The sequence below is a fragment of the Mycoavidus cysteinexigens genome (genome assembly GCF_003966915.1).
Lineage (GTDB): Bacteria > Pseudomonadota > Gammaproteobacteria > Burkholderiales > Burkholderiaceae > Mycoavidus > Mycoavidus cysteinexigens.
In genome coordinates this window covers 2,472,751-2,495,900 of sequence record NZ_AP018150.1, presented here as the reverse complement: position 1 = coordinate 2,495,900, position 23,150 = coordinate 2,472,751, and the positions used below count along the sequence as shown (strand labels likewise).

Below are 23,150 nucleotides of genomic sequence, written 5' to 3'. Positions count from 1 at the left end.
TTATTTCTTTAGATTAGAACTTGTGACGCAAGCCTACACGAACAACAGCTTGACGATCGTTTCTAGCTTGATCCAGACCAGCGATTTGTGCAGGTGTACCTACTTTGCCACCGTTGGCTTTTTGGTAAGCGCCAAGCATGTAAACATCGGTGCGTTTTGACAAGGAATAGTCAGCGCCGAGGTTAACTTGATGATATTTTGGCTTTGAAGCTGACTCACCCGTTTTCTCGTCTTTAAGGCTGCTGCCTTGAGTGTAGGAGTAAGCACCGCCGACTTTCAGAGCAGGTGTTAACTGATATGCGAGGTTAATTTCACCGTTGTTGAATTTAGGTGAACCGCTATATCCGGTGTTCATCTCGCCATTTGAGCGCGAATCATTGAGGTCTTTAAGCTTGACATTGCTGTAAGTTAGACCAAGTGTAGCTGGGCCAAACGTATAAGAACCGCCTACACCAACGATTTCCAAGGCACTAGCTGACGAAAAACCAGCGATAAGGGAATTTTTCCCAAAATCACCGCGGTTAAGCGTATTTTCAGTCTCTGTGTTACCGTAGAACGAGAGGTTAGGGTTCATCGCGTTCAAGTAAGCTGCACCAAAAGCCAACGGGCCATTTGCATAACCTGCACCTATCGACCAAACACGGTTTTTCTGGAATTCGCCAGCAAAGCCACCCAAGCTATACAATGCGCTGTAGGTCAAGCCACCGTTATTAGGGCTGGTGTATTTGATCGAGTTGTTGATGCGCGCGCTATTGTTGAAGTTGTCGATGTCACCTGGGTGAGCAGCATACGTACCCCATTGGCTGCCAGCAGAGAAACCCGAGACAAAATCAGATACAGGATCGTACTGACGACCTACGGTCACTGTACCGAAATCTCCAGACAAGCCAACAAACGCTTGACGACCGAATTCAGAACCGCCTTGGCCTAGTCTACCGTCATTCAAGCTAAAGCCATTTTCCAACGTGAAAATAGCTTTCAAGCCGCCACCTAGGTTTTCCGTGCCACGGACGCCCCAGCGGCTACCTTGCATAACGCCGCTAGTCAGGCTAATTTGTTTGCCGCCGTTTGCAGAGGCTTTTTGTTGTGCGCTACTAACATAATTAACACCTGCGTCAATTACGCCATACAGTGTCACGCTGCTTTGGGCATGAGCCGCACCAGCGAATGCACCCAGTGCCGCGAGAGCAAGAAGTGACTTTTTCATTGAGAATCTCCAAAAAGATTGGGAATGGATTTGGCAATTTATATGGTCTAACCCTTGCACAGCATACAACTTAAGGCCCAAATAACCTATAAGAAGCAGAAACTGTACTTTAGCCGCCAACCTATGAATTTAGGTGGACTTGCCCGTACATGGGGATAGATCCAACTTTACTGCTACAACTTCACTAGAAGTTAATGTACTGTAACAAATTCGTTAGCGAGGTAAAAGAAAAAGCTCTTTTACTTATGGTGTATTCTTAATTTCTGTCACATTTAAACAACAGCGGTCTGTGCTTATATGGATAATCAAAAGCTGCTGCGGCAGGGTGACGTATGTTCTTAACCAAGGAGGAAAACCGATGATAGATCGTTTAATTGGCGAATTTGATCGAAGTTTGCGCGCGCTAACTGGCGTGGTGCGGGCGACGCGGCCCTTGCCCCAAATCGATGAGGCCGCAGCGGCAGAATTATCTGCGTCGGAGACAAAACAGGCGGGCGCCTTGATGCGTGTGAATCATACTGGGGAGATTTGTGCGCAAGCGCTGTATCAAGCGCAAAAGCTGGCAACTCAGTCGGTTCGACTTAAAGCAAATTTTGAGCATGCAGCGCGCGAAGAAGAAGATCATCTAAGTTGGTTGGCGGAGCGCTTAAATGCCTTAGACGCGCGTTCCAGTTTGCTGAATCCGTTGTGGTATGCCGGCGCCTTTGCAATCGGCTTTATCGCCGGAAAAATGGGCGATCGGATCAGCCTGGGTTTTATGGCTGAGACCGAGCGGCAAGTTGAACAGCACCTGGATCGTCACTTAGAAAAGTTGGCGCTTAACGATCATGGGTCGCGCGTAGTGCTTGAACAAATGCGGGTTGACGAAATTGCGCATGGGCAAGCGGCTATTGCGGCGGGCGGCGCAGAACTGCCGCTTCCAGTACGGCGTTTAATGCGGATGAGTTCGCGCGTGATGACCTCTGTGGCTTACTATATATAAATTCATTGGGAAGCCTAAATCTCTATGAATCACACACCTAAAGTCACTCCATTACCACTTCATGCAGATTTATGTGTAATGGGGTGGTCTAGAGTGTAGCTCTCGTGGCATTGCCTTGGCAATCACTGTGTCTCGCCCCTTTTTATCGTTCAGCTGGACGCTCTGGATTTTGTTATCTACTACAAGCGCTACCAGCGTCACTTTATTCGCTGCCTCGCTAGACGGGTAGTCGTATAGCAGCACACCCTCTGGTAGCCCGGCGTCTGCCCGACCTAGGCCAGGCTTAACTATATCTTGGACAAAGGGGAGCATCGATTTTCCAGTGTACCCTGCGTTCTGGGCCTTTTTCAGCAGATCATTTACCCAAGTTATAGGCTGTTTTTGATCTAAAACGTTAGAAAGAAACTTGCCTATAGCGTAGCTTTCCCTGGTCGCAGCCATTTTTCTTGACTCGCGCCGCTTCGTATTGGCGATCACTTTGTCCCGCCCCTCCTCATTATCCAGCTGGACCCTCTGGATCTGGTTATTTTCTACACGCGCTACTAGCGTCACCTTATTAGCTGCCTCTTTAGACGGGTAGTCGTATAGCAGCACACCCGCTGGCAGCCCAGCATCTTCCCGACCTAGGCCAGGCTTAACAACCTTTCGGATAAATTCGAGCATCGACTTTTTAGAATACCCTGCATTCTGGGCCGCCTCCCCCAGCGCCTTTACCCAGCCTCTAGGTTTCTCTTGACCTAGACTAGGACGAAGAGACGGGTTTATATCGTATATCTCCCCGTTAGCAATCATTCCGCTTAGATCCCCTGGCTTTGTATTGGCGATTACTTTGTCCCGCCCCTTCTCATTATCCAGCTGGACTCTCTGGATTTGGTTATTTTCTACACGCGCTACCAGTGTCACCTTATTGGCTGCCTCTTTAGACGGGTAGTCGTACAGCAGCGCATCCTCTGGCAGTCCGGCGTCTTCCCGACCTAAGCCAGGCTTAACAACATCTCTGACAAATTCGAGCATCGATTTTTTAGGATATCTTGCGTTCTGGGCCGCCGTCTGCAGTGCCTTTATCCAGTCTGCGGGATCCTCTCGACCTAGACTAGAACTAAGAGACGGGTTTATATCGTATATCTCCCCGTTAGCAATCATTCTGCTTAGGTCTCCTCGTTTTGCATTGGCGATCACTTTGTCCCGCCCCGCCTCATTATCCAACTGGACCCTCTGGATCTGGTTATTTTCTACACGCGCTACCAGCGTCACCTTATTAGCTGCCTCTTTAGACGGGTAGTCGTATAGCAGCACACCCTCTGGCAGTCCGGTTTCTTTCCGACCTAGGCCAGGCTTAACAACAGTATCTCTGACAAATTTGAGCATCGATTTTTTAGAATACCCTGCATTCTGGGCCGCCTCCCCCAGCTTGTTTATCCAGTCTGGAGGGTTACTTTGACTTAGATAAACACTAAGAGCGTAATTTATATCGTAGCTCTCCCCGTTAGCAATTGCCTCTTGCACGGGATTACGGAGCGCTATACCGATTTGCTCACGGTTGACTGGCGTATCGATCCGTATATCGTTGATACAACCACCTTCTACGTACACCAGCAATGCCACGTTGATCGACTTGCCGCCATTGCGCTCGGGAAAACTGGCTGCATAAAGCCAGAGCTCGCCCGGTTGCTTTGTCTCCAATTTTGTAAAGTCTTTTTGATTCATTACCTTACGTGCAAAGAACATCAATCCTTTGCCACCATACTCAACTGTCACCGCCGTTTTTTTGATTTCTCTGGGTACCTTCGTTAAGGATTGGCGTAACCGAGTTTTCAAGGCCTCTGTCAACGGAAATGGAAAGTCCTCTTCGACACGCGCTTTGCGACGCGGCAAGCGCGCGCTGCCAATCAGCGGGTCGTCCCCCTCCATATCCTTGTCTGCCATCTCACCCGTCGCTTCGATACCAAACAGCGGTGAGGTGCTTGCGACAGCGGTTACTCTGATAGCCTGAGCCTGCTCGCGGGCTGTTTGCAGTTCAACATCAGCGCACCCGTCAAGTATGTTGGGGTCAGCAAACATGAATGGCGGTTCCCCGCGCATGAGCGCATAACAGTTGAGGAGTAAATGACAGCTCCGTACATTGGCGTCGGCAAACGCATGAGTTTGATCGAGACGCCGTGCCAATTTAACTTCAGCCAGTGCCAGGTCAACCCCGTTCATTTTGATTTCCTTTTTGTATTCAGAGAACCAGTGCTGTAACGCTTTGATCAAATCATGTTGATTGGCCTCTTTGCGCACCAGCGTCAGGAAGCGCTGGCCGAACTGGATGGAGTACTCAGTATTTTCCCCGTCATCTTTAAGGTCCAACGTAATGTTGAAGGGTTGCAGTGCGGCGGCCGTCTTGCGTAGTTCTTGCTCTCCCGTCTCGCTCAGGTTGGACCCCATCAGCAGGCCGAATTCGACATCATCCGTTTCAAGGCCAGTCGAATTTTGCGGCAATCCGACTTCGCCGCCTGCATCCTCCATCTCATCCACAACCATTTCGTCGTCATCGCGTCCAGTGCAGGCTTGATTCAACTCAATTAGGAACTCTGCATTCGGTGCTTGGCGGCTTTGCACCCTTTGCATGACGCATTGCCAACCGCATGCCATGCGGTACAGATAGCCTGGCTGGCTATCAAACAAATAGCCCAACAGAGGGTTGCTAACGTCGATGCCACACTTTTCCAACAGAGCAATAGTTTGAGGGTCAATGCACAGCCGCCACATTTGATCTGCTGCAATCGGATAGCCACTGCATTGCTGAATATCGTCCGCAACCTGTGCAAAAATCCGTGCGGTTTCGTTCGCACGCGGTGCAAACTTATCTGGGCTAGCCACTAGTGCCTTTAGGTGCAACAGATCGGGATCAGCCAGCAGTGTGGTGATGTGACTCCCGGCCTTTTGTTCCAATTCCCGAACGGCCCGCAGTGCCTGTTGCAGCACAATGTCCGTCGTGTCAGTTGTCACCTGAGCGCCAAATTTCTTGCATGCCTGCCAGGTGCAATCGAAGAGCGCAGCCATAAAACGGTGCTCGTCAGGCAAATTCCACTTAGCGCGCGCCTGTTGCACGCTCCGCTGTCCTCGGTCACACTCGAGGAGTTGCGTAAGCCGTTCCGGAAAGGTGTTAAGAATTTCGCTGTGTATTTTCGCTAATGTGACAGAATCTAGAGAGGATTGAGCCATAGTCGGCGATTTACCTATGCCATGATGTCCTTCCACGCAAAGACGCTTGCTACTATCATTTTTTCCTAGATTTTTTCTTTTAAGCGAAAACTCAGAGGTTTGCTGAATCCTGGAAGGCTCATCAGAAGATTCACAGGATGAGACATCAGAAAACTCACAGGAAGATCCATCAGAGTTGCGACTGAAACTCCTTTTTTTGAAATTCGTCTGCGGCTCTGTTGGGTGAATCCTACTGGAGGCATTCTGATCTACTGGCAATCGATTTGGAGTAATTTTCTTAAACGGAATGGAAGTTTCTTCAGAAGACTTATCGGAGGGTGGATCAGAAAGGTCATCAGAAGACACATTGGAGATTGCCGGTCGCAGTCCATTAGAGCCGATAGTGCGGTTAGCATTAGCGTTCTTCGATCGATGGCGATCGGCAACGGAAATTTTTTGCGGAGAGTTGGGAAACGCGCCCAATGGCTTCTGAGATATCGGTGCGTTATTATCGTTAGCAAAGCTGACCGATGGCGACGATGGCCTTATTTTTCTGAAGGAATCCATGAAGCTCTCTTGCTTATTTGGGAAATGTTGAAACACCAAGGTAATGCCAAACCGCCTATCGCGCACTGAAGTGTGAGAGAAGCCTTCACTTAGAGAGTAGCACCGTGCGGTACCGCCTCAGTGTGTTGGCCCTTTCGCGTTATACGGGTCACCGCCGAACGGATGAATCTGCTCTTTTTATAAAATTATTTTCCGCTTCAGTAACTAAATCATTCATATTCTCAATAAAGTTTTTTTGGAGTTTCTTGTCGTGAGAGCCATCGATGTCGTCATAGTTAACCAAGCTAGCGGGACTCTGGCGTCGTTTCAATCGCAGAAAATTAATTAGCAAATGGCCTACCATCGTATTCCCGCTCGGAAAAATACGGTGTTGGGTCAGCTTTCTTGCTAGATTCAAATCGTTCATCGTTCGCCTCTGTGCCTTATCTTCCAAAGAATTCGCGCCTGAGTCAGTAATTTTCTTATCTTCTTTAAAATACTCAATGACAAAATCTTTAAGCGCCTCTTTGAGGTCATTGGGGTCCATAGCGGCACGCTTTAAATCAACCACTTGCTTGCCGAAGTCTTTATCTATGCTTAATTTATATGTAACTTTGATACCGTAATCCTGATAAGAGTTTTCAATATTCTTTTCGAGAAGGCTAAGTCCTTCGTCTGTCATATTGCTTCCTATAACCAAGGCGCATTCGTTTCCATTGTAGAGATCCTCCATGAAGGGGACTTTATTCTCCGCGCCCGTACAGGTTTCATATAAACTAATCAGGAGATCTGCGGATAGCTTCTCGTCCTTTAGGCCAGCGCTAACAATCCGCTGCCAACCTTTAGCCATATTAAAAAGATAAGGGTTATCAGGTGAATTCGAGATAAAGCATAACAGCGGGTTGTCGGGGGAAATGCCAGCCTTAATCGCATTGCCGACCAAGGCGGGATTTACGCAATATCTCCACATCTGATCTGCTTCTACCGTCGCGCCGGTCAGCTTTTTGATGTCGGAAACGATGTCGTCGAATAGGCTAGCCGTCTCTTTGGTTTGGAATTGAAGTATCGGATTCTTATTAAAAAAATCTCCCAATTTGGCCTGACGATTTACTCCATCTTCTATTATCTTCTCATCGCCGACTTCTAGATTTCCTAGTTCGGCCAAAGCCGTTAGTATCTTTTCTGTATTGTGCTTATCAAGCACGATCCCTTTTTCTGCGCAAATTTGGTAGCTTGTTTTAAATGCAGCGATATTGACGCATTCCTGAGTTGGGAGCAGCCAATACCTCCAGAGCATTTTTTGTTGATGCTTTTCTTCTTTAGAGGTTAAACCTGATGTACTTGTCTTGTATGCACTAAAAACCTTTTCTAATTGCTGTGGAAATTTTTCCTTAAACGAATCCTTAAAAGGTTCCTTAAAGGCAGACTCAGTTTCATTAGAAGCCCTGGTGAGTCTTCTTTTTGGTGCTCTCTTTATCGGAGAGGGAGCCCTTAGGCCTAGATTATTTTCTCTGGGTTCCAAATCTGAGCCGGATGATTCGAGTGAGGGTCTTCTTTTTTGACTACGCTCCACTGTCCCTGGCAGTTCCACCGCTGTGCTCAAATCATTTCCGCCGGGTATGGAAGGGATAAAGTTGCTGATATCGGCGCTCATATCAGGAAAATCAACAGCGGGATCTGAGAATGTATCCCTACTATTTTCAGACAGTAAGTGAATGTCAACAGGTCCGCTATTGAGCAATTCTTCCCATTGAGCATCTGAAATAAGAAATTCAGAATAGTTTGGGCTAGGCGGTGGGATGAGCTTATCTTCCTCGTTATCCGATTCAGCGTTTGTAGCAAAGCTAGGAGAAGTTGGGTTATACGGTGAAGTGCATATATTTTCTCCTCTTGATGAGCTTAAGCCATCAATTTTTCTCGTAAGCAATACGCCCGGTGTATTCCCTGAAAGGTTTCCCAAAGAACCTGTCGAACTCCTGCTGCCGCGTCTTGAAGACGTTGCGCTGCTCGAGCCGGAAGAAGCCCCCAAGTCGTCGGTATCTGAGTCTGGCTGTCCGGCTTGTAAGGGCGGTGAGCTGAAGGTGCGTCGTATCGCCATATATCCTCCCTCTAACGGGCCAGAATCTGAGTAACGATTAGCAGATTTTTGTTTATCGTGTCAGCGCGAGTCATTCAAGTCCTTTTCATTTATTTCTGATGAAATGAGGATAAAGCGTAGTCATGCCCAAAATTTGGAGATGGCGAAATTTCACCCAATGCTGCGAATGAGTTGATTGGGCATGAGCCGAATTTTTGCGACGCCCTACGAAATTGCGCTTAAATGTGGCTTGTTTCGCTTTTGGTTCCACTCACTCTTCATAAATTACTTTCACAAATCTCCATACTTCTCTTATTTCAAAAGAGATTCTCTTTTTTATCTCAAGTTATTTCCGCTAAGCTGTTGTTTTTTCTAATAAAAATCAAGCAAAAAGCAGCCCTGATGCTTGACCATTGTGCAACCTTACTCTAAAGTGGGATAGAGTGTGAAAAAGTGCGCTTTTGTGTGAATTTTTCGCTAAAAGTGGCGTCAATTGGTGTAGTTAAGTAGTAGGAGCGCGGTGCCGCGCTCCAGGTTAGGAGAGGCGAGTGTTCCAAGGAGCGTCAGCGCTGACGCTCGATGCGAAAGGGCGGATGTCGATTCCGTCTCGTTATCGAGAAGCGTTGCAAGGTCAAGCGGCAGGCCGGGTGACAGTGACTAAGCACCCGGATGGATGTTTGCTGCTTTTTCCATTTGCTGAATGGGAAAATTTTCGCTCCAAAATCGTCGCTTTACCTATGGATGCTCAATGGTGGCGTCGAATTTTCTTGGGCAATGCTTCTGAGGTCGAATTGGATGGTGCAAACCGAGTGTTGCTTGCTCCTGAGTTGCGTAAGGCCGCAGCGCTAGATAAAGAGGTGATGTTATTGGGCATGGGCGCTTGTTTTGAAATCTGGGATGCGCGGACTTATGAGGCCAAAGAACAGGCGGCGATGATGCAAGAAATGCCTGCTGCATTGAAGAATTTTACGTTCTGAAGCGATATTTTATGCAGGATTTGCAACATTGTACGGTGCTGCGCGAAGAGGCGGTGGATGCTTTGCTGTGGCGGCCTGATGGAATTTATATCGATGGCACTTTTGGGCGCGGTGGCCACAGCCAATTGTTGCTGACGCGGCTTGGCGCGACGGCGCGCTTGGTGGCTTTCGATAAAGATCCGCAGGCGTTGGCGGCGGCGCAGCAGATTACGGATCCGCGTTTTGAGATTGTGCACAGTAGTTTTGCGAAGTTGCGCGAAGAAATGGCGCAACGTGGCATTCAGCAGGTCGCTGGGGTTTTATTGGATTTGGGGGTTTCTTCTCCGCAACTGGATGATGCTGAACGCGGCTTCAGTTTTCAAGCGGATGGGCCACTGGATATGCGGATGGATCCAAGCCGCGGCGAGTCGGCGGCGCAGTGGCTAGCGCGTGTGACACAGGCGCAATTAACGGAGGTCATACGGGATTATGGGGAAGAGCGGTTTGCTCAGCAGATTGCAAAAGCGATTGTTGCGCGCAGGGAGCGGTTGGGACCGCTCACGCGCACCCGTGAGCTGGCCGAGGTTGTGGCCAGCGCCGTTAAAACTCGTGAAGCGGGGAAAAACCCGGCTACGCGCACCTTTCAAGCTATACGGATTTACGTTAATCAAGAGCTTGAAGAATTGGAAGTAGCGCTGGCGGCGGCTTTAGCTTTATTAGAACCAGGAGGGCGTTTGGTGGTGATCAGCTTTCATTCGCTTGAAGATAGGAAAGTTAAGCAGTTTTTAAAAAAACATGCACAAGCGCCGCGACTGGAGCGCCGCTTGCCGTTGCGGGCGGCTGATCTGCCTGCGCCATTACTTAAATTACATGCGCGTATACGTGCAAGTGCGGCTGAGATTACTGAGAATCCGCGGGCCCGCTCGGCCCTGATGCGTTCTGCCGAAAGGACCGCGTCATGAGTCGCGTGCATTTACTGATGCTCGGCGCACTGCTGATCTGTGCGTTATCGGTAATCAATGCAACCGATCAGCAGCGCCGCATTTTTATCGAGCTCGACCTTGCGCAGGCGCAAGAGCGTCAGTTGCGCCAGGATTGGTCACAATTGCAATATCAGCAAGGCGCATTATCAAAAGTATCACGGATCGAGAGCGTGGCGCAGCGTGCGCTCAAAATGAGACCAGTGACTTCCGGTTTGACGCATTATTTAACCCCTCAAATCATCAATTTGGATGAGGTTGAACCCTTAAGTGCATCTACGTTACCGCAAAACGCTGCAAAACGCGCACCTCAATTACCCGCTTTTTTTGAGAAGGGCTGGAGATGAAACAGGCTTCGCCTAAAACCATGCCATTTTCGGCAAGTCCAGTTTTATCGCTGCGCTTGCCGGTATGGCGTTCAAAACTTGTAGTCTTTTTACTATTTCTTGGTTTTGCTGCATTAGCTGTGCGGGCATGGTGGATTCAGGGGCTGGGCAATGACTTTTATCAAAAACAAGGCGAGAGCCGCTATCAGCGTACATTGGCACTGCCGGCAACGCGCGGCAAGATTTTTGATCGCAATGGTGTGGTGCTGGCGACGAGCTTGCCGGTCCGTGCGATTTGGGCGATTCCAGAAGATGTGCCGGCTGAGTTGGCTGCCCCTAAGCTCGAGGCATTGAGTAAATTACTGGGTTTGAGCCAGCCGGCGCTGCGGCGTAAATTGGCCGAAGACAGAAGTTTTGTGTATCTCAAACGTCAAGTGCCGCTTGACGTGGCGGAGCAGGTGGCGGCGTTGGATGTCCCCGGGGTCTATCAGCGTAAAGAATACCAGCGGTTTTATCCAGAAGGAGAAATCACGGCGCACCTAGTTGGCTTTACTAATATTGAAGATGAGGGCCAGGAAGGGATTGAGCTTAGTATGCAAAAACAGCTCATCGGTATGCCAGGTAGTCGCCGCGTAATTAAAGACCGGATGGGGCGTGTGGTGGAAGATGTGGATGAACTGGTATCGCCGCGTGATGGACGTGATTTAACTTTGTCGATTGATAGTAAATTGCAATATATCGCCTACACCGATTTGAAAGAGGCGGTGCAACGCCATAAAGCCAAAGCGGGAGCGGCGGTGGTGCTGGATGCGCGGACTGGTGAGGTGCTGGCATTGGTTAATTATCCGGCTTACAACCCGAATCGTCGGACCCAGTTAACGGGCGCGCAGTTACGCAATCGCGTATTGACTGATACCTTCGAGCCGGGCTCGATTATGAAGCCGCTGACGTTGGCGCGCGCGCTTGACTTGAAGCGCGTAACGCCAACAACGCTGATTGACACGGCGCCTGGTCGTTATAAATTGGACCAGGCAACGATAAGCGATAGTCGTGATTTTGGTCTATTAACGGTGGCTAAAGTATTGCAAAAATCAAGCAATATTGGCACGACTAAAATCGCCTTGCAGCTCAAGCCGGAGGAGATGTGGGAAATGTTTACTAGCGTTGGTTTCGGACAAGCGCCGGAGATTGGTTTTCCAGGGGCGGTTGCTGGACGTTTGCGGCCATGGCAGCGCTGGCGGCGGATTGAACAAGCGACCATGGCTTATGGTTATGGCATTTCCGTCTCGCTGTTTCAAATAGCGCGCGCGTATACGGTATTAGCCCATGATGGGCAATTATTGCCGCTTACGCTGTTTAAAAATTCTGAGACTGGCGCTGCCAGTCCTGAGCCAGTGGCCGGTGTGCAAGTGATTGCGCCGCAGACTGCGCGCCAAGTGCGTCAGATGCTTGAGGCGGTGCTTGGGCCTGGCGGTACGGGGCAAGATGCATTGCTGGCTGACTATCGAGCGGGCGGCAAGTCGGGCACGGCGTATAAACATATTAAAGGCCAGTACGATAAATCAAAATATCGCGCTTCGTTTGTCGGTATTGCGCCCATCTCCGCGCCGCGCATTATCGTTGCGATTTCGATCGATGAACCCAGTGCCGGCAAGCATTTTGGCGGCCAGGTCGCAGGGCCAGTATTCGCGGAGATCGCGAATGACACATTGCGCGCATTAAATGTGACCCCCGATAAGCCGATTCCATTAATGGCGGCGCAGCATACGCAGCCGCAACGCTTAGGAGTTAACCGATGAGCGGCGCACAAGGATTATTCGTGGATCACCAAACAGTAGGTACGCTGGAATATGTAATGGACTGGCTGCGTGCGCGGGCTCCTGCGAGCGCTAATCTGTGCGTTGATAGCCGAGCGGTGCAGCCAGGCGATGTGTATTTAAGTTATGAGGTCATAGAAGCAGAACAGCGTCGTTATTTTAGCGATGCAATCCAACAAGGCGCACGCGCAATTCTGTGGCAGCCAGGTCAGTCGGATGCTGCGCCGATCGGGCTGATAGAGGCTGAAGATTTTGGCGTGCCAACCTTAGCCATACCGAAGCTAATTGAATTGGCGGGTCCTATCGCGAGTGAATGGTATGGCGCGCCCAGTGAGGCTCTGTTAGTGACCGGCGTGACCGGCACCAATGGCAAAACTTCTTGCAGTTTTTGGATTGCACAAGCCTTGTCCGCGTTGGGGAAGCCATGCGCGCTGATGGGTACATTAGGGAGTGGCTTTGCGGGTAAATTAGTCGCAACTGGCTTTACGACTCCCGATGCGCCTCAATTACAGCGTAGTTTAGCGCAGATGCTTAGCGCAGGTGCGCAGGCGGTCGCGATGGAAGTTTCATCGCACGGTTTGCATCAAGAACGGGTCAATGGCATAGCGTTTGATACAGCGATCTTTACCAATCTGTCACATGATCACCTGGATTATCATCACACCTTAGAAAATTATGAAAACACGAAAGCGCGCCTATTCGATTGGCCGACTTTGCGTTGCGCCATTATTAACTGTGATGATGCAGCCGGAGTGCGCCTGCTGGCGCGGGTGCAAGGCAAAGTCCGCACGATTGCTTATGGCATAGATAGAGGGGACGCAACGTCTCAGCTATTAAAAGCAGATGGCGTACTGCGCGCGCAAGAGGTGCGCGCACTGGCTGCTGGCACAGCCTTCAAAGTGGTTTCTAGTTGGGGGCAGGGCGAAGTAAGCGTGCCTATGCTAGGCACTTTCAATGTGAGTAATTTGCTGGCCGTGCTGGGTGCGTTATTAGCGGCAGATGTGCCATTTGAGGTGGCGCTCGCTCAACTTGAGCGTTTGGAACCCGTGATCGGTCGGATGCAGCGCTTGGGTGGCAATCTAACCTTAAATGAGCCGCTCGTCGTGGTCGATTATGCGCACACCCCCGATGCTTTGGAGCAGGCTTTGGTTGCGTTGCGCCCAATCGCGCGCGCCCGTGGCGGAAAGTTAATCTGTGTTTTCGGCTGTGGCGGCAATCGAGATAGAAGTAAGCGCGCGTTGATGGGGGGCTGCGCCGAACGGCTTGCCGATGCCGTGGTATTAACCAACGATAATCCTCGTAATGAGTTACCCGCTGCGATTCTAGAAGATATTTTGCGGGGCATATCTGATCGCGCGCGCATTGAGTGCACGGAAGATCGCGCGCGCGCGATTCTGCGCGCGATCCGCGCAGCGGCGCCCGAAGATGTGATTTTGCTCGCCGGCAAAGGCCATGAGACAACTCAGGAAATCCAGGACCATAAATATCAATTTTCTGATCAAGATCATGTCCGGTTGGCATTGGCAGCGCGCGCGACGCAACCGATGGGGAATCATCTATGAATCCATTGTCATTGCTTGAGGCGGCTCAGTTTATTGCGGGGGCGCAGATTTTCGGTGAGCCAGGCGCGCATTTTGAGCGGGTCTGCACTGACAGTCGCACCGCGGGGCCAGGCGATCTTTTTGTCGCGCTGAAGGGCGAGCATTTTGACGGCCATGATTTTTTAGCCGAAGTGGCGGCCCGTGGAGTGGCTGCACTCCTGGTCTCGCGTCCTACCGGCCAAATCTCTTTGCCGACCTTACAGGTGGCTGATACACGCTGCGCGCTTGGCGCGCTTGCGCATGGCTGGCGCCGCAAATTCGAGCTACCGCTAGTAGCCGTGACCGGCAGCAATGGCAAAACCACCGTTAAAGAAATGATTGCTTCGATTTTTGCCGAAGCGGTGGGCGAGGAGAGGCGGCTTGCTACGCGCGGCAACTTGAATAATGACGTGGGGGTACCGCTCACTTTGTTGCGCTTAAATGCGGCGCATCAGTTCGCTGTGGTTGAGCTTGGCATGAATCATCCGGGTGAAACTGCACAACTCGCTGCGCTCACTGAGCCGACCATCGCATTGATTAACAATGCCCAACGCGAGCACCAAGAATTTATGGCCAGCGTAGAAGCCGTCGCGTATGAACATATGAATGTGTTGCATGCCTTGCCAGCGCATGGGGTTGCGATATTGCCGGCAGACGATGTCTACGCGCCGCTTTGGCGCAATGCCGCGCAGGGGCGGCAGATCATTGACTTTGCACTGGCTCGCGAGGCTGCAGTAAGTGGCGTGCTGCGCGCAGAGGGTCAACTTCAAGTGCAGACAAGTAAAGGCCAATTCGAGCTCACTTTACCTGTATTGGGTGTACATAATGCACGCAATGCATTGGCCGCCACCGCTGCCGCGCTGGCGGCTGGCGTTACGTTAGAGGTGATCCGGCGCGGCCTGGAAAAATTCCGGCCCGTGAGTGGCCGTTTAGTGGCTAAAGTAGCGCGGCTTGCGCCATTGGCGGGAGCCATGATTATCGATGATAGTTACAACGCAAATCCAGATTCAATGCGTGCTGCGATTGATGTGCTCGCAATGCACACTGCGCCGCGCATATTGGTGATGGGAGCAATGGGTGAAGTCGGGCAACACAGTGTAGCTTTTCACCGTGAAGTAGGAATGTATGCGCATGAGTGTGGGATTGATGTGCTCTATGCCTTAGGCGATGCTACGCGCCCCGCTTGTCACGCATTTGGTGCGCAGGCTAAACATTTCAGCAGCGCTGAAGAATTAATTGAGCAACTTTTATCGGCGGGGTTTGGCGTAAATGCTACCGTGCTGGTTAAAGGTTCGCGTTTTATGAAAATGGAACGCATTGTGGCAGCGTTGAGCGCTGAGTCGAACCAGGGCCAAACGCCCGTTTTACATTAAGAGGAAATTAAAACGATGCTACTTTGGCTTGCGCATTGGTTACAAAACGACGCAAGCTTTTTGCGCGTAATCAATTACCTGACTTTGCGCGCGGTCATGGCCGCTATTACCGCTTTGGTAATCGGCTTAGTGTGCGGTCCGTGGGTGATTCGCAAGTTGACGCGACTCAAAATGGGCCAGGCGGTGCGCCAAGATGGGCCGAGCACGCATTTGGTCAAAGCCGGCACGCCTACGATGGGCGGCGTGTTGATTTTGCTGGCGATTGCGATCTCGACTTTATTATGGGCCGATTTAACTAATCGTTTTGTTTGGATCGTCATGCTGGTTACGCTTGGTTTTGGCTTAATTGGCTGGGTCGATGATTATCGTAAAGTGGTGCATAAAGACCCGCGCGGCATGTCGTCGCGAGAGAAATACGGCTGGCAATCGTTGATTGGCCTTTTTGCCGCAGTATATCTTGCATGTAGCGTATCAGAGGCCAGTAATGTGCCGGTTTTTGATTTCTTTATGGCATGGGTGCGTAGCGGCTTATCGGTTGATCTGCCCGCGCGGGCTGACTTGCTGCTGCCATTTGTTAAATCTATCAGTTATCCATTAGGTTTATATGGCTTCATTACGCTCACCTATTTTGTGATTGTAGGTGCTAGCAATGCCGTGAATTTAACCGATGGCTTAGATGGCTTAGTGATTATGCCAGTCGTGTTAGTGGGCGGCGCATTAGGCATTTTTGCGTATGTGATGGGCAGTGCGGTCTATTCAAAATATCTGTTGTTTCCGCATATTCCGGGCGCTGGCGAGTTATTGATCTTTTGCGCGGCGATGGGCGGCGCGGGCCTGGCTTTTCTTTGGTACAACACGCATCCGGCCCAAGTTTTTATGGGCGATGTAGGCGCGCTTGCGCTGGGTGGGGCTTTAGGCACGGTGGCGGTGATTGTGCGCCAGGAAATCGTCCTTTTTATCATGGGCGGTATCTTTGTTGCCGAAACCGTGTCAGTGATTTTGCAAGTGGTCTGGTTTAAATACACCAAGAGGCGCTACGGCGCGGGTCAGCGTTTACTCAAGATGGCGCCGCTCCATCATCATTTTGAATTGTCTGGTTGGCGCGAAACTCAGGTCGTAGTGCGTTTTTGGATTATTACGTTGATGCTGATTTTAATCGGCCTCTCTACGCTCAAATTGCGGTAAAGAAAGGGTAACAATGTTTGGCGATTTTCGACAACCGGCGGTATTGGTGCTAGGGCTGGGCGCTTCGGGCTTGGCCTTGGCGCGCTGGTGCGCGCGCTATGGTTGCCGGGTACGGATCGCTGATACCCGGGCCGCGCCGCCTAAACTCGCGGCGCTCAAAGAAGAGCAGATCGAGGCGGAATTGATTTGCGGCGAAGTCACGCCGGCCTTACTCGATGGCATTGAATTAATTGCGCTTAGCCCAGGAATTTCACCCTCGCATGCGGAGTTTGCAACGCTACTTGAGGCGGCGCGGGCGCGTGGTCTGCCGCTGTGGGGCGAGCTCGAATTTTTTGCGCAGGCGCTGCGCGCGCTGACGACAGAGGCTTATCGCCCGAAAATCATCGCCATTACCGGCACCAATGGCAAAACCACGACGACCGCGCTTACAGGTTTATTGTGCGAACGAGCTGGCCGCAACGTGAGCCTGGCCGGCAATATTGGCCCACCGTTGCTTGAGCGATTAGCGGCTGCTCTCAACGCTGATCTATTACCCGAAATTTGGGTGCTGGAACTCTCAAGTTTTCAGTTAACCAGCGCTTACACATTTGCGCCAGATGCCGCTGCAATACTCAATATCACGCAAGATCACCTGGATTGGCATCCGAGCTTTGAGCACTATGCTGCCGCTAAAGGCCGTATCTTTGGCGCTCATACAGTGCGTATTTTGAATCGTGACGATGCGAGCACGATGGCGCTAGCGCAAAGTTCTGGCTGGATAAGCGAAGAGACTGAGAAAAATCGGTGTAGCGCAAAGCCCCAAACTGCTGGCGTGCTGACCTTTGGACTAGATGCGCCGCATAGCAGTGGCGATTATGGCCTACTGCACGAGAGCGGCATGACTTGGTTGGCGGTGGCTGAATCTACGGCGGAGCATGGCGCGCCGAGATCTGCACGGGCGCGCCGCGCGGAGCTCGAAACTGAGATTGTGGTCAAAAAATTAATGCCGGTTGAAGCGCTGCGGATTCGCGGTTTTCATAATGCAGCGAATGCACTGGCTGCGCTGGCTTTATGTCGCGCGCTTGAGCTGCCTCTCGCAAGCCTGATGCACGGCCTGCGTGAATATCGCGGCGAGCCGCATCGGGTTGAGGCGATTTGCGCTTTAAACGGAGTTGAGTTTATTGACGACAGTAAGGGAACGAATGTCGGCGCTACAGTGGCTGCGCTCAATGGTTTAGCGCGCCAGGTTGTATTAATTCTAGGTGGGGATGGCAAAGGACAAGATTTTGCGCCGCTGGCGGCCCCCGTTGCGCGTTGGTGCCGGGCCGTGATGTTGATTGGTCGCGATGCGCCGCGTCTACGTCAGGCGTTGGCTGAGACAGGTGTGCCACTTACCGAATATGCAACTCTAATCGAGGCCACGCAGGCTGCCGCTAGCGTGGCGCAAACGGGTGAGATCGTCCTACTGTCGCCCGCTTGCGCCAGTTTTGATATGTTTCGCGACTACCGCCATAGGGCCCAAGTATTTCGGCAAGCCGTCGCAGAGTTAGCCGGCGCTTGCGGAGTCGCTCTATGAAGATGCTTGAATATGATGCGCCGTTAATGTGGGTCGTGATTGCGCTACTGGGGCTGGGATTGGTGATGGTGTACTCGGCGTCGATTGTGATGCCAGATGCGCCGAAATACGCGTCTTATCAAGCGAGTCATTTCTTATTGCGGCATGTCATATCGTTGTTGTTGGGGGGAATCGCTGCATTTTGCGTATTTTGGGCACCGCTTAAACTTTGGGATCGGTTTGCCTCTAAGTTGTTTTTGCTCGCCTTGTTTTTGCTCGTGATTGTGCTGATTCCTCCGTTTGGCAAGGGCGTGAACGGTGCACATCGCTGGCTTGCGCTGGGGCCACTCAATCTCCAACCGTCCGAGATTATGAAGCTCGCGGTGACGGTCTATGCCGCGAATTACACGGTGCGCAAACAAGAGTTAATGCATAGCTTAGGCCAGGGATTTTTGCCTATGGCGTTGGCGGTGAGCTGTATCGGAGCGTTGTTGTTGCTTGAGCCGGATATGGGTGCTTTTATGGTCATCGCGGTGATTGCGATGGGAGTGCTTTTTCTGGGCGGGGTGAATGGTAAGTGGTTTGGCGGGATTGCGTTAACCGTAGTGGGCACTTTTACGTTGTTGATTTGGCTATCGCCTTGGCGGCGTGAACGCATTTTTGCCTACCTGAATCCATGGGATGACCGATATGTGCAGGGTAAAGCTTACCAATTGACACATTCGTTGATTGCTTTCGGCCGTGGCGAATGGTTTGGCGTTGGGTTAGGTGGCAGCGTTGAAAAGCTCAATTACTTACCCGAAGCCCATACGGATTTTATCCTTGCGGTGATTGGCGAGGAGTTTGGTTTTCTGGGTGTATTGATCGTGATTGCACTGTTTTATTGGATGGTGCGGCGCGCTTTTGAAATAGGCCGTCAAGCGTTGGTGCTAGATCGAGTATTTGCGGGGTTAACCGCCAAAGGCATTGGCTTATGGCTAGGGGCCCAAGCTTTTATCAATATGGGAGTGAATTTGGGTTTACTGCCAACTAAAGGCTTAACGCTGCCTCTCGTGAGCTATGGCGGCTCAGGTATTTTGCTAAATTGTATTGCGCTTGCGTTACTGATGCGAGTCGACTATGAAAATCGTTTCTTAATGCGCGGAGGAAAAATATGAGTAATACGCGCACCCTGCTGATTGTGGCGGGAGGCACTGGGGGGCATGTGTTTCCAGGGCTAGCTGTGGCCCATCGGATGCGCCGTCATGGTTGGCATGTTATCTGGCTTGGCAATCCAGCGGGGATGGAGGCAGCGCTGGTGCCTAAACACGGTATTCCAATTGAATTCGTGCACTTTAGCGGACTACGCGGCAAGGGTTTGCTCACCAAACTCACGTTGCCTTTTAATTTGCTGCGCGCGGCTTGGCAAAGTTTGCGCGTGTTAACCAAAGTAAAACCGACGGTAGTGCTTGGGATGGGCGGCTACATTAGCTTTCCAGCGGGCATGATGGCTGTGCTTAGCGGCCGTCCGTTTATTTTGCATGAACAAAACTCAATTCCTGGCTTGGCTAATCGTATGCTCGCCAAGATTGCGCGGCGGGTGTTAGTGGCGTTTCCAGAGGTCTTGCCGCGCGCCGAATGGACCGGCAATCCGCTGCGCGATGCGCTGATTGGCTTGCCTGAGCCAGCGCAACGTTACGCGCAGCGTAGCGGGCCTTTGCGTTTGCTCGTGGTAGGCGGCAGCTTAGGCGCGGCGGCGTTGAATGAGGTTGTGCCGCGTGCCTTAAGCGCTTTAGCGCCACACGAGAGGCCGCATGTTGTGCATCAAGCCGGCGTGCGGCAGATTGAAGCTTTGCGGGCTAATTATGCCGCCGCAGGCTTGCATGATCAGGCGCAAATTGAGTTGATGCCGTTTATTGAGGATATGGCGCAAGCTTATGCCCAAGCCGATTTAGTCATTTGCCGCGCCGGCGCGATGACGATTGCTGAAATTGCGGCGGTAGGAGTTGCCGCACTGTTGGTGCCGTTTCCACATGCAGTCGATGATCACCAAACAACGAATGCGGCTTTCTTAGCCAACCGTGAGGCGGCTCTAATGATCCAGCAGCGCGACTTGTCGGCCGCCAAGCTGGCGCTTTGGCTTAAAACCCAAACCCGTGAAGCGCTCTGTCAAATGGCGGGGCGTGCGCGTTTGCTGGCTAAGTCAGATGCGGCTGAGCAAGTGAGCCAAATTTGTTTAGCGGTGGCTGAGCGCAAGCGAGGGCAGCCATGAAGCATGTCGTCAAAAATCTGCATTTTGTTGGCATCGGTGGTTCGGGCATGAGCGGTATTGCCGAAGTGCTGTTAAATCTAGGGTATTGCGTTAGTGGTTCAGACTTAAACCAAACTGCGGTCACGGATCGGTTGGCGGCTTTGGGGGCGCACATCGTCTTCGGCCATCAGGAGGCCCATATTGGAGACGCTAACGCGGTAGTAGTGTCAAGCGCGGTGCGAGCCGATAACCCGGAAGTGCTGGCGGCCCGTCAACGGGGCATTCCAGTGGTGCCACGCGCCGCGATGCTGGCCGAATTGATGCGCTTAAAGCAAGGCATCGCGATCGCTGGCACGCATGGCAAAACCACCACCACGAGTTTAGTTGCAAGCGTCTTGGCGCAAGGTGGGCTTGACCCAACCTTTGTGATTGGCGGGCGTTTAAATAGCGCGGGCGCGAATGCGCGGCTTGGGAGCGGAGATTTTATTGTAGCTGAGGCGGATGAATCAGACGCTTCTTTCTTGAATCTGTTTCCGGTGATTGAAGTGATCACCAATATTGACGCAGACCATATGGAAGCATATGGGCATGATTTTGTGAACCTGAAGCAAGCTTTTATCGAATTTACACAGCGTTTGCCATTTTACGGGATTGCGGTGGTATGTATTGACGATCTGCATGTGCGTGACATTCTGCCGGCGGTGACGAAGCCTGTGGTGCGTTATGGGTTGTCGGAGCAAGCGCAGATCCGTGCGGTGGATATTTGCGCCGATGCGGGCCGCATGCGCTTTACGGTGTTGCGTGAAGACGCAGCGCCATTGGCGATCGAGTTGAATCTGCCGGGTATACATAATGTGCGCAACGCTTTAGCGGCGATTGCAATCGCTACCGAGTTGGAGGTCGCCGATGAGGCGATTTGCCAAGCGCTGGCGCAGTTTTCTGGCGTAGACCGCCGCTTTCAGCGCTACGGAGAAATACCGCTGAGCAGCGGCGGCAGTTATACCTTGATTGACGATTATGGTCACCATCCGGTCGAAATGGCGGCCACGCTTGAGGCGGCCCGTAACGCTTTTGTTGGGCGACGGCTCGTGCTGGCCTTTCAGCCGCACCGTTTTACACGTACCCGCGATTGCTTTGATGATTTCGTGCAAGTGTTGTGCAGCGTGGATGCGCTGATTCTAAGTGAAGTTTATCCAGCGGGCGAAGCGCCTATTGCTGCTGCCGATGGGCAGGCGTTGGTGCGCGCGATTCGCGCGCGAAGCAAGCTGGAACCTGTATTTACCACGGCCGTCGAAGCGTTGCCCGAGGCGATTACCCGCCTGGCGCAAAACGGCGATGTCGTGATTACGATGGGCGCTGGCTCAATGGGCCGCGTTCCGGTGTGGCTGACGCAGTCGCGTACTGAAATTGAATGCATGGGATAGGGTAACAATGGATCCGAAAATATTTGGCAAAGTCGCCGTGTTATATGGTGGCACGTCCGCAGAACGTGACGTGTCATTGAATTCTGGTGGGGCCGTATTGGCTGCGCTGCGCGCGCGCGGCGTCGATGCTTGGCCCTTCGATCCTCGCGAGCGGTCGCTGTTTGCTCTCAAAGAAGAGGGCTTTACACGCGTGGTCAACATGCTGCATGGGGGCGATGGCGAGAATGGTGCGCTCCAAGGCGCGCTGCAATATCTAGGCATTCCATATACCGGCTCCGGGGTGCTGGGTTGCGCATTAGCCATGGATAAAGTGCGCAGCAAATCGATCTGGCGGGACAACGGCATTCCTACGCCACCGTTTGCAGTTGTGATGCGCGGCGAAAACTATGCAGTGCGGGCGCAAGAAATCGTTACCCAACTGGGTTTGCCGATTTTCGTGAAAGCCGCTCATGAGGGTTCAAGCATTGCTATTGTTAAAGTAAAAACAGCAGATCGCTTGGCGGCGGCCTTGGAAGAAGTGGCGCGCCATGAGTCCGTTGTCTTGGCTGAAAAAGGTATCGAAGGGGGCGGGGAATATACGGTATCGATTGTCGAAGGTCTTGATTTGCCGATCATAAAAATCATACCTGCTGGAGAATTTTATGATTACCACGCCAAATATATTGCTGAAGACACTCAATATATTATTCCTTGCGGGCTCGCCGGCGCTGAGGAAAAACGTTTGCAAAAACTTGCCCTACATGCTTTCAAAGTGCTCGGCTGCAACGGTTGGGGACGCCTGGACTTCATGCTTGACGCCAATCGCCAAGCTTGGTTTTTAGAGGTGAATACGGCCCCAGGTATGACGAGCCATTCGCTGGTGCCCAAATCTGCCGCTGCGCTCGGGCTCAGTTATGAAGACTTGGTGTGGCGCATCCTCTCTTTGACGTTGGCTTAAAGAGACCTGCTCAGGATGTGGCACAACCTTCGTCAACTTAACTTACTGGCTAACTTGCTTGGCGCATGTGGAGTGTTGATATTGTTGGTGAGTCTAGCGTCTTGGTTAAATCGGCAGCCGGTTTTTGCGCTGCGCGCTTTGCGGATTGAAGGTGCGACTAGCCACTTCAATCTGCAAGGGGCGCGCGCCATTATGAGTCAATTGCGGGGCAATTTTTTTACCCTGGATTTGGATACTACGCGCGCCGCTTTTGAGTCTATGCCCTGGGTGCGTCACGCCAGCGTGCGGCGGATTTGGCCTAACCAGCTAACCGTCACGCTCGATGAATATACGCCGCTTGGCACGTGGGGCAATGATTGGCTGGTCAGTACGCAAGGTGAGCGTTTCAGCGCTAATCTGGCAGAAGCTGGCGACGATTTACCGGTCTTTAATGGGCCACCAGGCAGTGAACGACAAGTGGTTGCGCGCTATCACGATTTCAAGCGTTGGCTGGCGCCGCTGGGGACACGCGTGCAAGAGGTCACCTTATCGCCCCGCTATGCGTGGAGCGTTGAACTGACGAATGGCATGCGCATTGAATTGGGGCGTGAGCTTAGTGAAAATTTGCATGAGGACACGCTGGCTCAACGCTGCAACCGTTTGGTGGCTGCTTGGCAATACCTCACCCAACAATGGGGCACGCAGATTGAATATGTTGACTTGCGCTATCCAAATGGCTTTGCGGTGCGTGTGGCGGGGCTGCAATTTGCGCCGCCTGGGGAATAATCGTGCTGCTTAAATCGGCTGGATCTTTGATTATTACTGCTTTAA

General features: G+C 51.8%; 16 protein-coding genes and 1 pseudogene. 14 read left to right on the top strand and 3 right to left on the bottom strand.

The annotated features are described in order from the left end of the window. Nucleotides 1-13: 13 nt before the first annotated feature. The gene (locus tag MCB1EB_RS10520) at nucleotides 14-1,207 is read right to left on the bottom strand and encodes a porin (RefSeq protein WP_045364456.1); all 1,194 of its coding nucleotides are present in this window, start codon (nucleotides 1,205-1,207) and stop codon (nucleotides 14-16) included. 358 nt (nucleotides 1,208-1,565) lie between these two features. On the opposite strand from MCB1EB_RS10520, the gene coq7 reads away from it, so the two are divergent. Then, on the top strand, nucleotides 1,566-2,189 hold the full coding sequence (coq7, locus tag MCB1EB_RS10515) for a 2-polyprenyl-3-methyl-6-methoxy-1,4-benzoquinone monooxygenase (RefSeq protein WP_045364460.1): 624 nt from the start codon (nucleotides 1,566-1,568) through the stop codon (nucleotides 2,187-2,189). 69 nt (nucleotides 2,190-2,258) lie between these two features. On the opposite strand, the gene MCB1EB_RS10510 is transcribed toward coq7, so the two are convergent. Next, on the bottom strand, nucleotides 2,259-5,396 hold the full coding sequence (locus tag MCB1EB_RS10510) for a hypothetical protein (protein ID WP_045364463.1): 3,138 nt from the start codon (nucleotides 5,394-5,396) through the stop codon (nucleotides 2,259-2,261). A gap of 694 nt (nucleotides 5,397-6,090) precedes the next feature. Continuing rightward, nucleotides 6,091-8,019 (bottom strand): hypothetical protein, encoded by a 1,929-nt coding sequence (locus MCB1EB_RS10505; RefSeq protein ID WP_126354025.1) that lies wholly within the window; start codon nucleotides 8,017-8,019, stop codon nucleotides 6,091-6,093. Nucleotides 8,020-8,546: 527 nt separating this feature from the next. Here MCB1EB_RS10505 and mraZ point away from each other — a divergent pair. From mraZ to MCB1EB_RS10440, 13 genes and pseudogenes are all read left to right on the top strand, one after another. Next, nucleotides 8,547-8,975, top strand: a complete 429-nt coding sequence (mraZ, locus tag MCB1EB_RS10500) for a division/cell wall cluster transcriptional repressor MraZ (protein WP_026921493.1) — start codon at nucleotides 8,547-8,549, stop codon at nucleotides 8,973-8,975. Between the two features lie 11 nt (nucleotides 8,976-8,986). Next, nucleotides 8,987-9,916, top strand: a complete 930-nt coding sequence (gene rsmH / locus MCB1EB_RS10495) for a 16S rRNA (cytosine(1402)-N(4))-methyltransferase RsmH (RefSeq protein ID WP_045364474.1) — start codon at nucleotides 8,987-8,989, stop codon at nucleotides 9,914-9,916. Next, nucleotides 9,913-10,281, top strand: a complete 369-nt coding sequence (gene ftsL, locus MCB1EB_RS10490) for a cell division protein FtsL (protein ID WP_045364477.1) — start codon at nucleotides 9,913-9,915, stop codon at nucleotides 10,279-10,281. Before rsmH ends, ftsL begins: the two co-directional genes overlap by 4 nt. Beyond that, a complete protein-coding gene (locus tag MCB1EB_RS10485; RefSeq protein WP_045364479.1) occupies nucleotides 10,278-12,059 on the top strand; it encodes a peptidoglycan D,D-transpeptidase FtsI family protein in 1,782 nt (593 codons plus the stop codon). Before ftsL ends, MCB1EB_RS10485 begins: the two co-directional genes overlap by 4 nt. Beyond that, a complete protein-coding gene (locus MCB1EB_RS10480) occupies nucleotides 12,056-13,639 on the top strand; it encodes a UDP-N-acetylmuramoyl-L-alanyl-D-glutamate--2,6-diaminopimelate ligase (RefSeq protein ID WP_045364482.1) in 1,584 nt (527 codons plus the stop codon). Before MCB1EB_RS10485 ends, MCB1EB_RS10480 begins: the two co-directional genes overlap by 4 nt. Continuing rightward, nucleotides 13,636-15,030: a UDP-N-acetylmuramoyl-tripeptide--D-alanyl-D-alanine ligase gene (locus MCB1EB_RS10475; RefSeq protein ID WP_045364485.1), complete on the top strand. Its 1,395-nt coding sequence runs from the start codon at nucleotides 13,636-13,638 to the stop codon at nucleotides 15,028-15,030. Before MCB1EB_RS10480 ends, MCB1EB_RS10475 begins: the two co-directional genes overlap by 4 nt. Before the next feature lie 15 nt (nucleotides 15,031-15,045). Further along, the gene (mraY, locus tag MCB1EB_RS10470; RefSeq protein WP_045364488.1) at nucleotides 15,046-16,215 is read left to right on the top strand and encodes a phospho-N-acetylmuramoyl-pentapeptide-transferase; all 1,170 of its coding nucleotides are present in this window, start codon (nucleotides 15,046-15,048) and stop codon (nucleotides 16,213-16,215) included. A 13-nt stretch (nucleotides 16,216-16,228) separates the two neighbouring features. After that, entirely contained in the window at nucleotides 16,229-17,770 is a 1,542-nt protein-coding gene (gene murD, locus MCB1EB_RS10465) for a UDP-N-acetylmuramoyl-L-alanine--D-glutamate ligase (protein ID WP_045364491.1), read from the top strand. 20 nt (nucleotides 17,771-17,790) lie between these two features. Continuing rightward, nucleotides 17,791-18,906 (top strand): annotated as a pseudogene (gene ftsW, locus MCB1EB_RS10460) (putative lipid II flippase FtsW); the annotation flags it as partial. Continuing rightward, complete coding sequence (murG, locus tag MCB1EB_RS10455; RefSeq protein WP_026921487.1) at nucleotides 18,903-20,000, top strand: undecaprenyldiphospho-muramoylpentapeptide beta-N-acetylglucosaminyltransferase; 1,098 nt, start codon at nucleotides 18,903-18,905, stop codon at nucleotides 19,998-20,000. The pseudogene ftsW and the gene murG, both read left to right, overlap by 4 nt. Next, complete coding sequence (gene murC / locus MCB1EB_RS10450; protein WP_045364494.1) at nucleotides 19,997-21,403, top strand: UDP-N-acetylmuramate--L-alanine ligase; 1,407 nt, start codon at nucleotides 19,997-19,999, stop codon at nucleotides 21,401-21,403. The genes murG and murC overlap by 4 nt, the downstream gene beginning before the upstream one ends. Before the next feature lie 7 nt (nucleotides 21,404-21,410). After that, nucleotides 21,411-22,340 carry a D-alanine--D-alanine ligase gene (locus MCB1EB_RS10445; RefSeq protein ID WP_045364497.1) on the top strand — a complete coding sequence of 310 codons (930 nt, stop codon included), beginning with the start codon at nucleotides 21,411-21,413 and terminating at the stop codon, nucleotides 22,338-22,340. Between the two features lie 15 nt (nucleotides 22,341-22,355). Continuing rightward, nucleotides 22,356-23,105 carry a cell division protein FtsQ/DivIB gene (locus tag MCB1EB_RS10440; protein ID WP_026921484.1) on the top strand — a complete coding sequence of 250 codons (750 nt, stop codon included), beginning with the start codon at nucleotides 22,356-22,358 and terminating at the stop codon, nucleotides 23,103-23,105. Nucleotides 23,106-23,150: the final 45 nt, after the last annotated feature.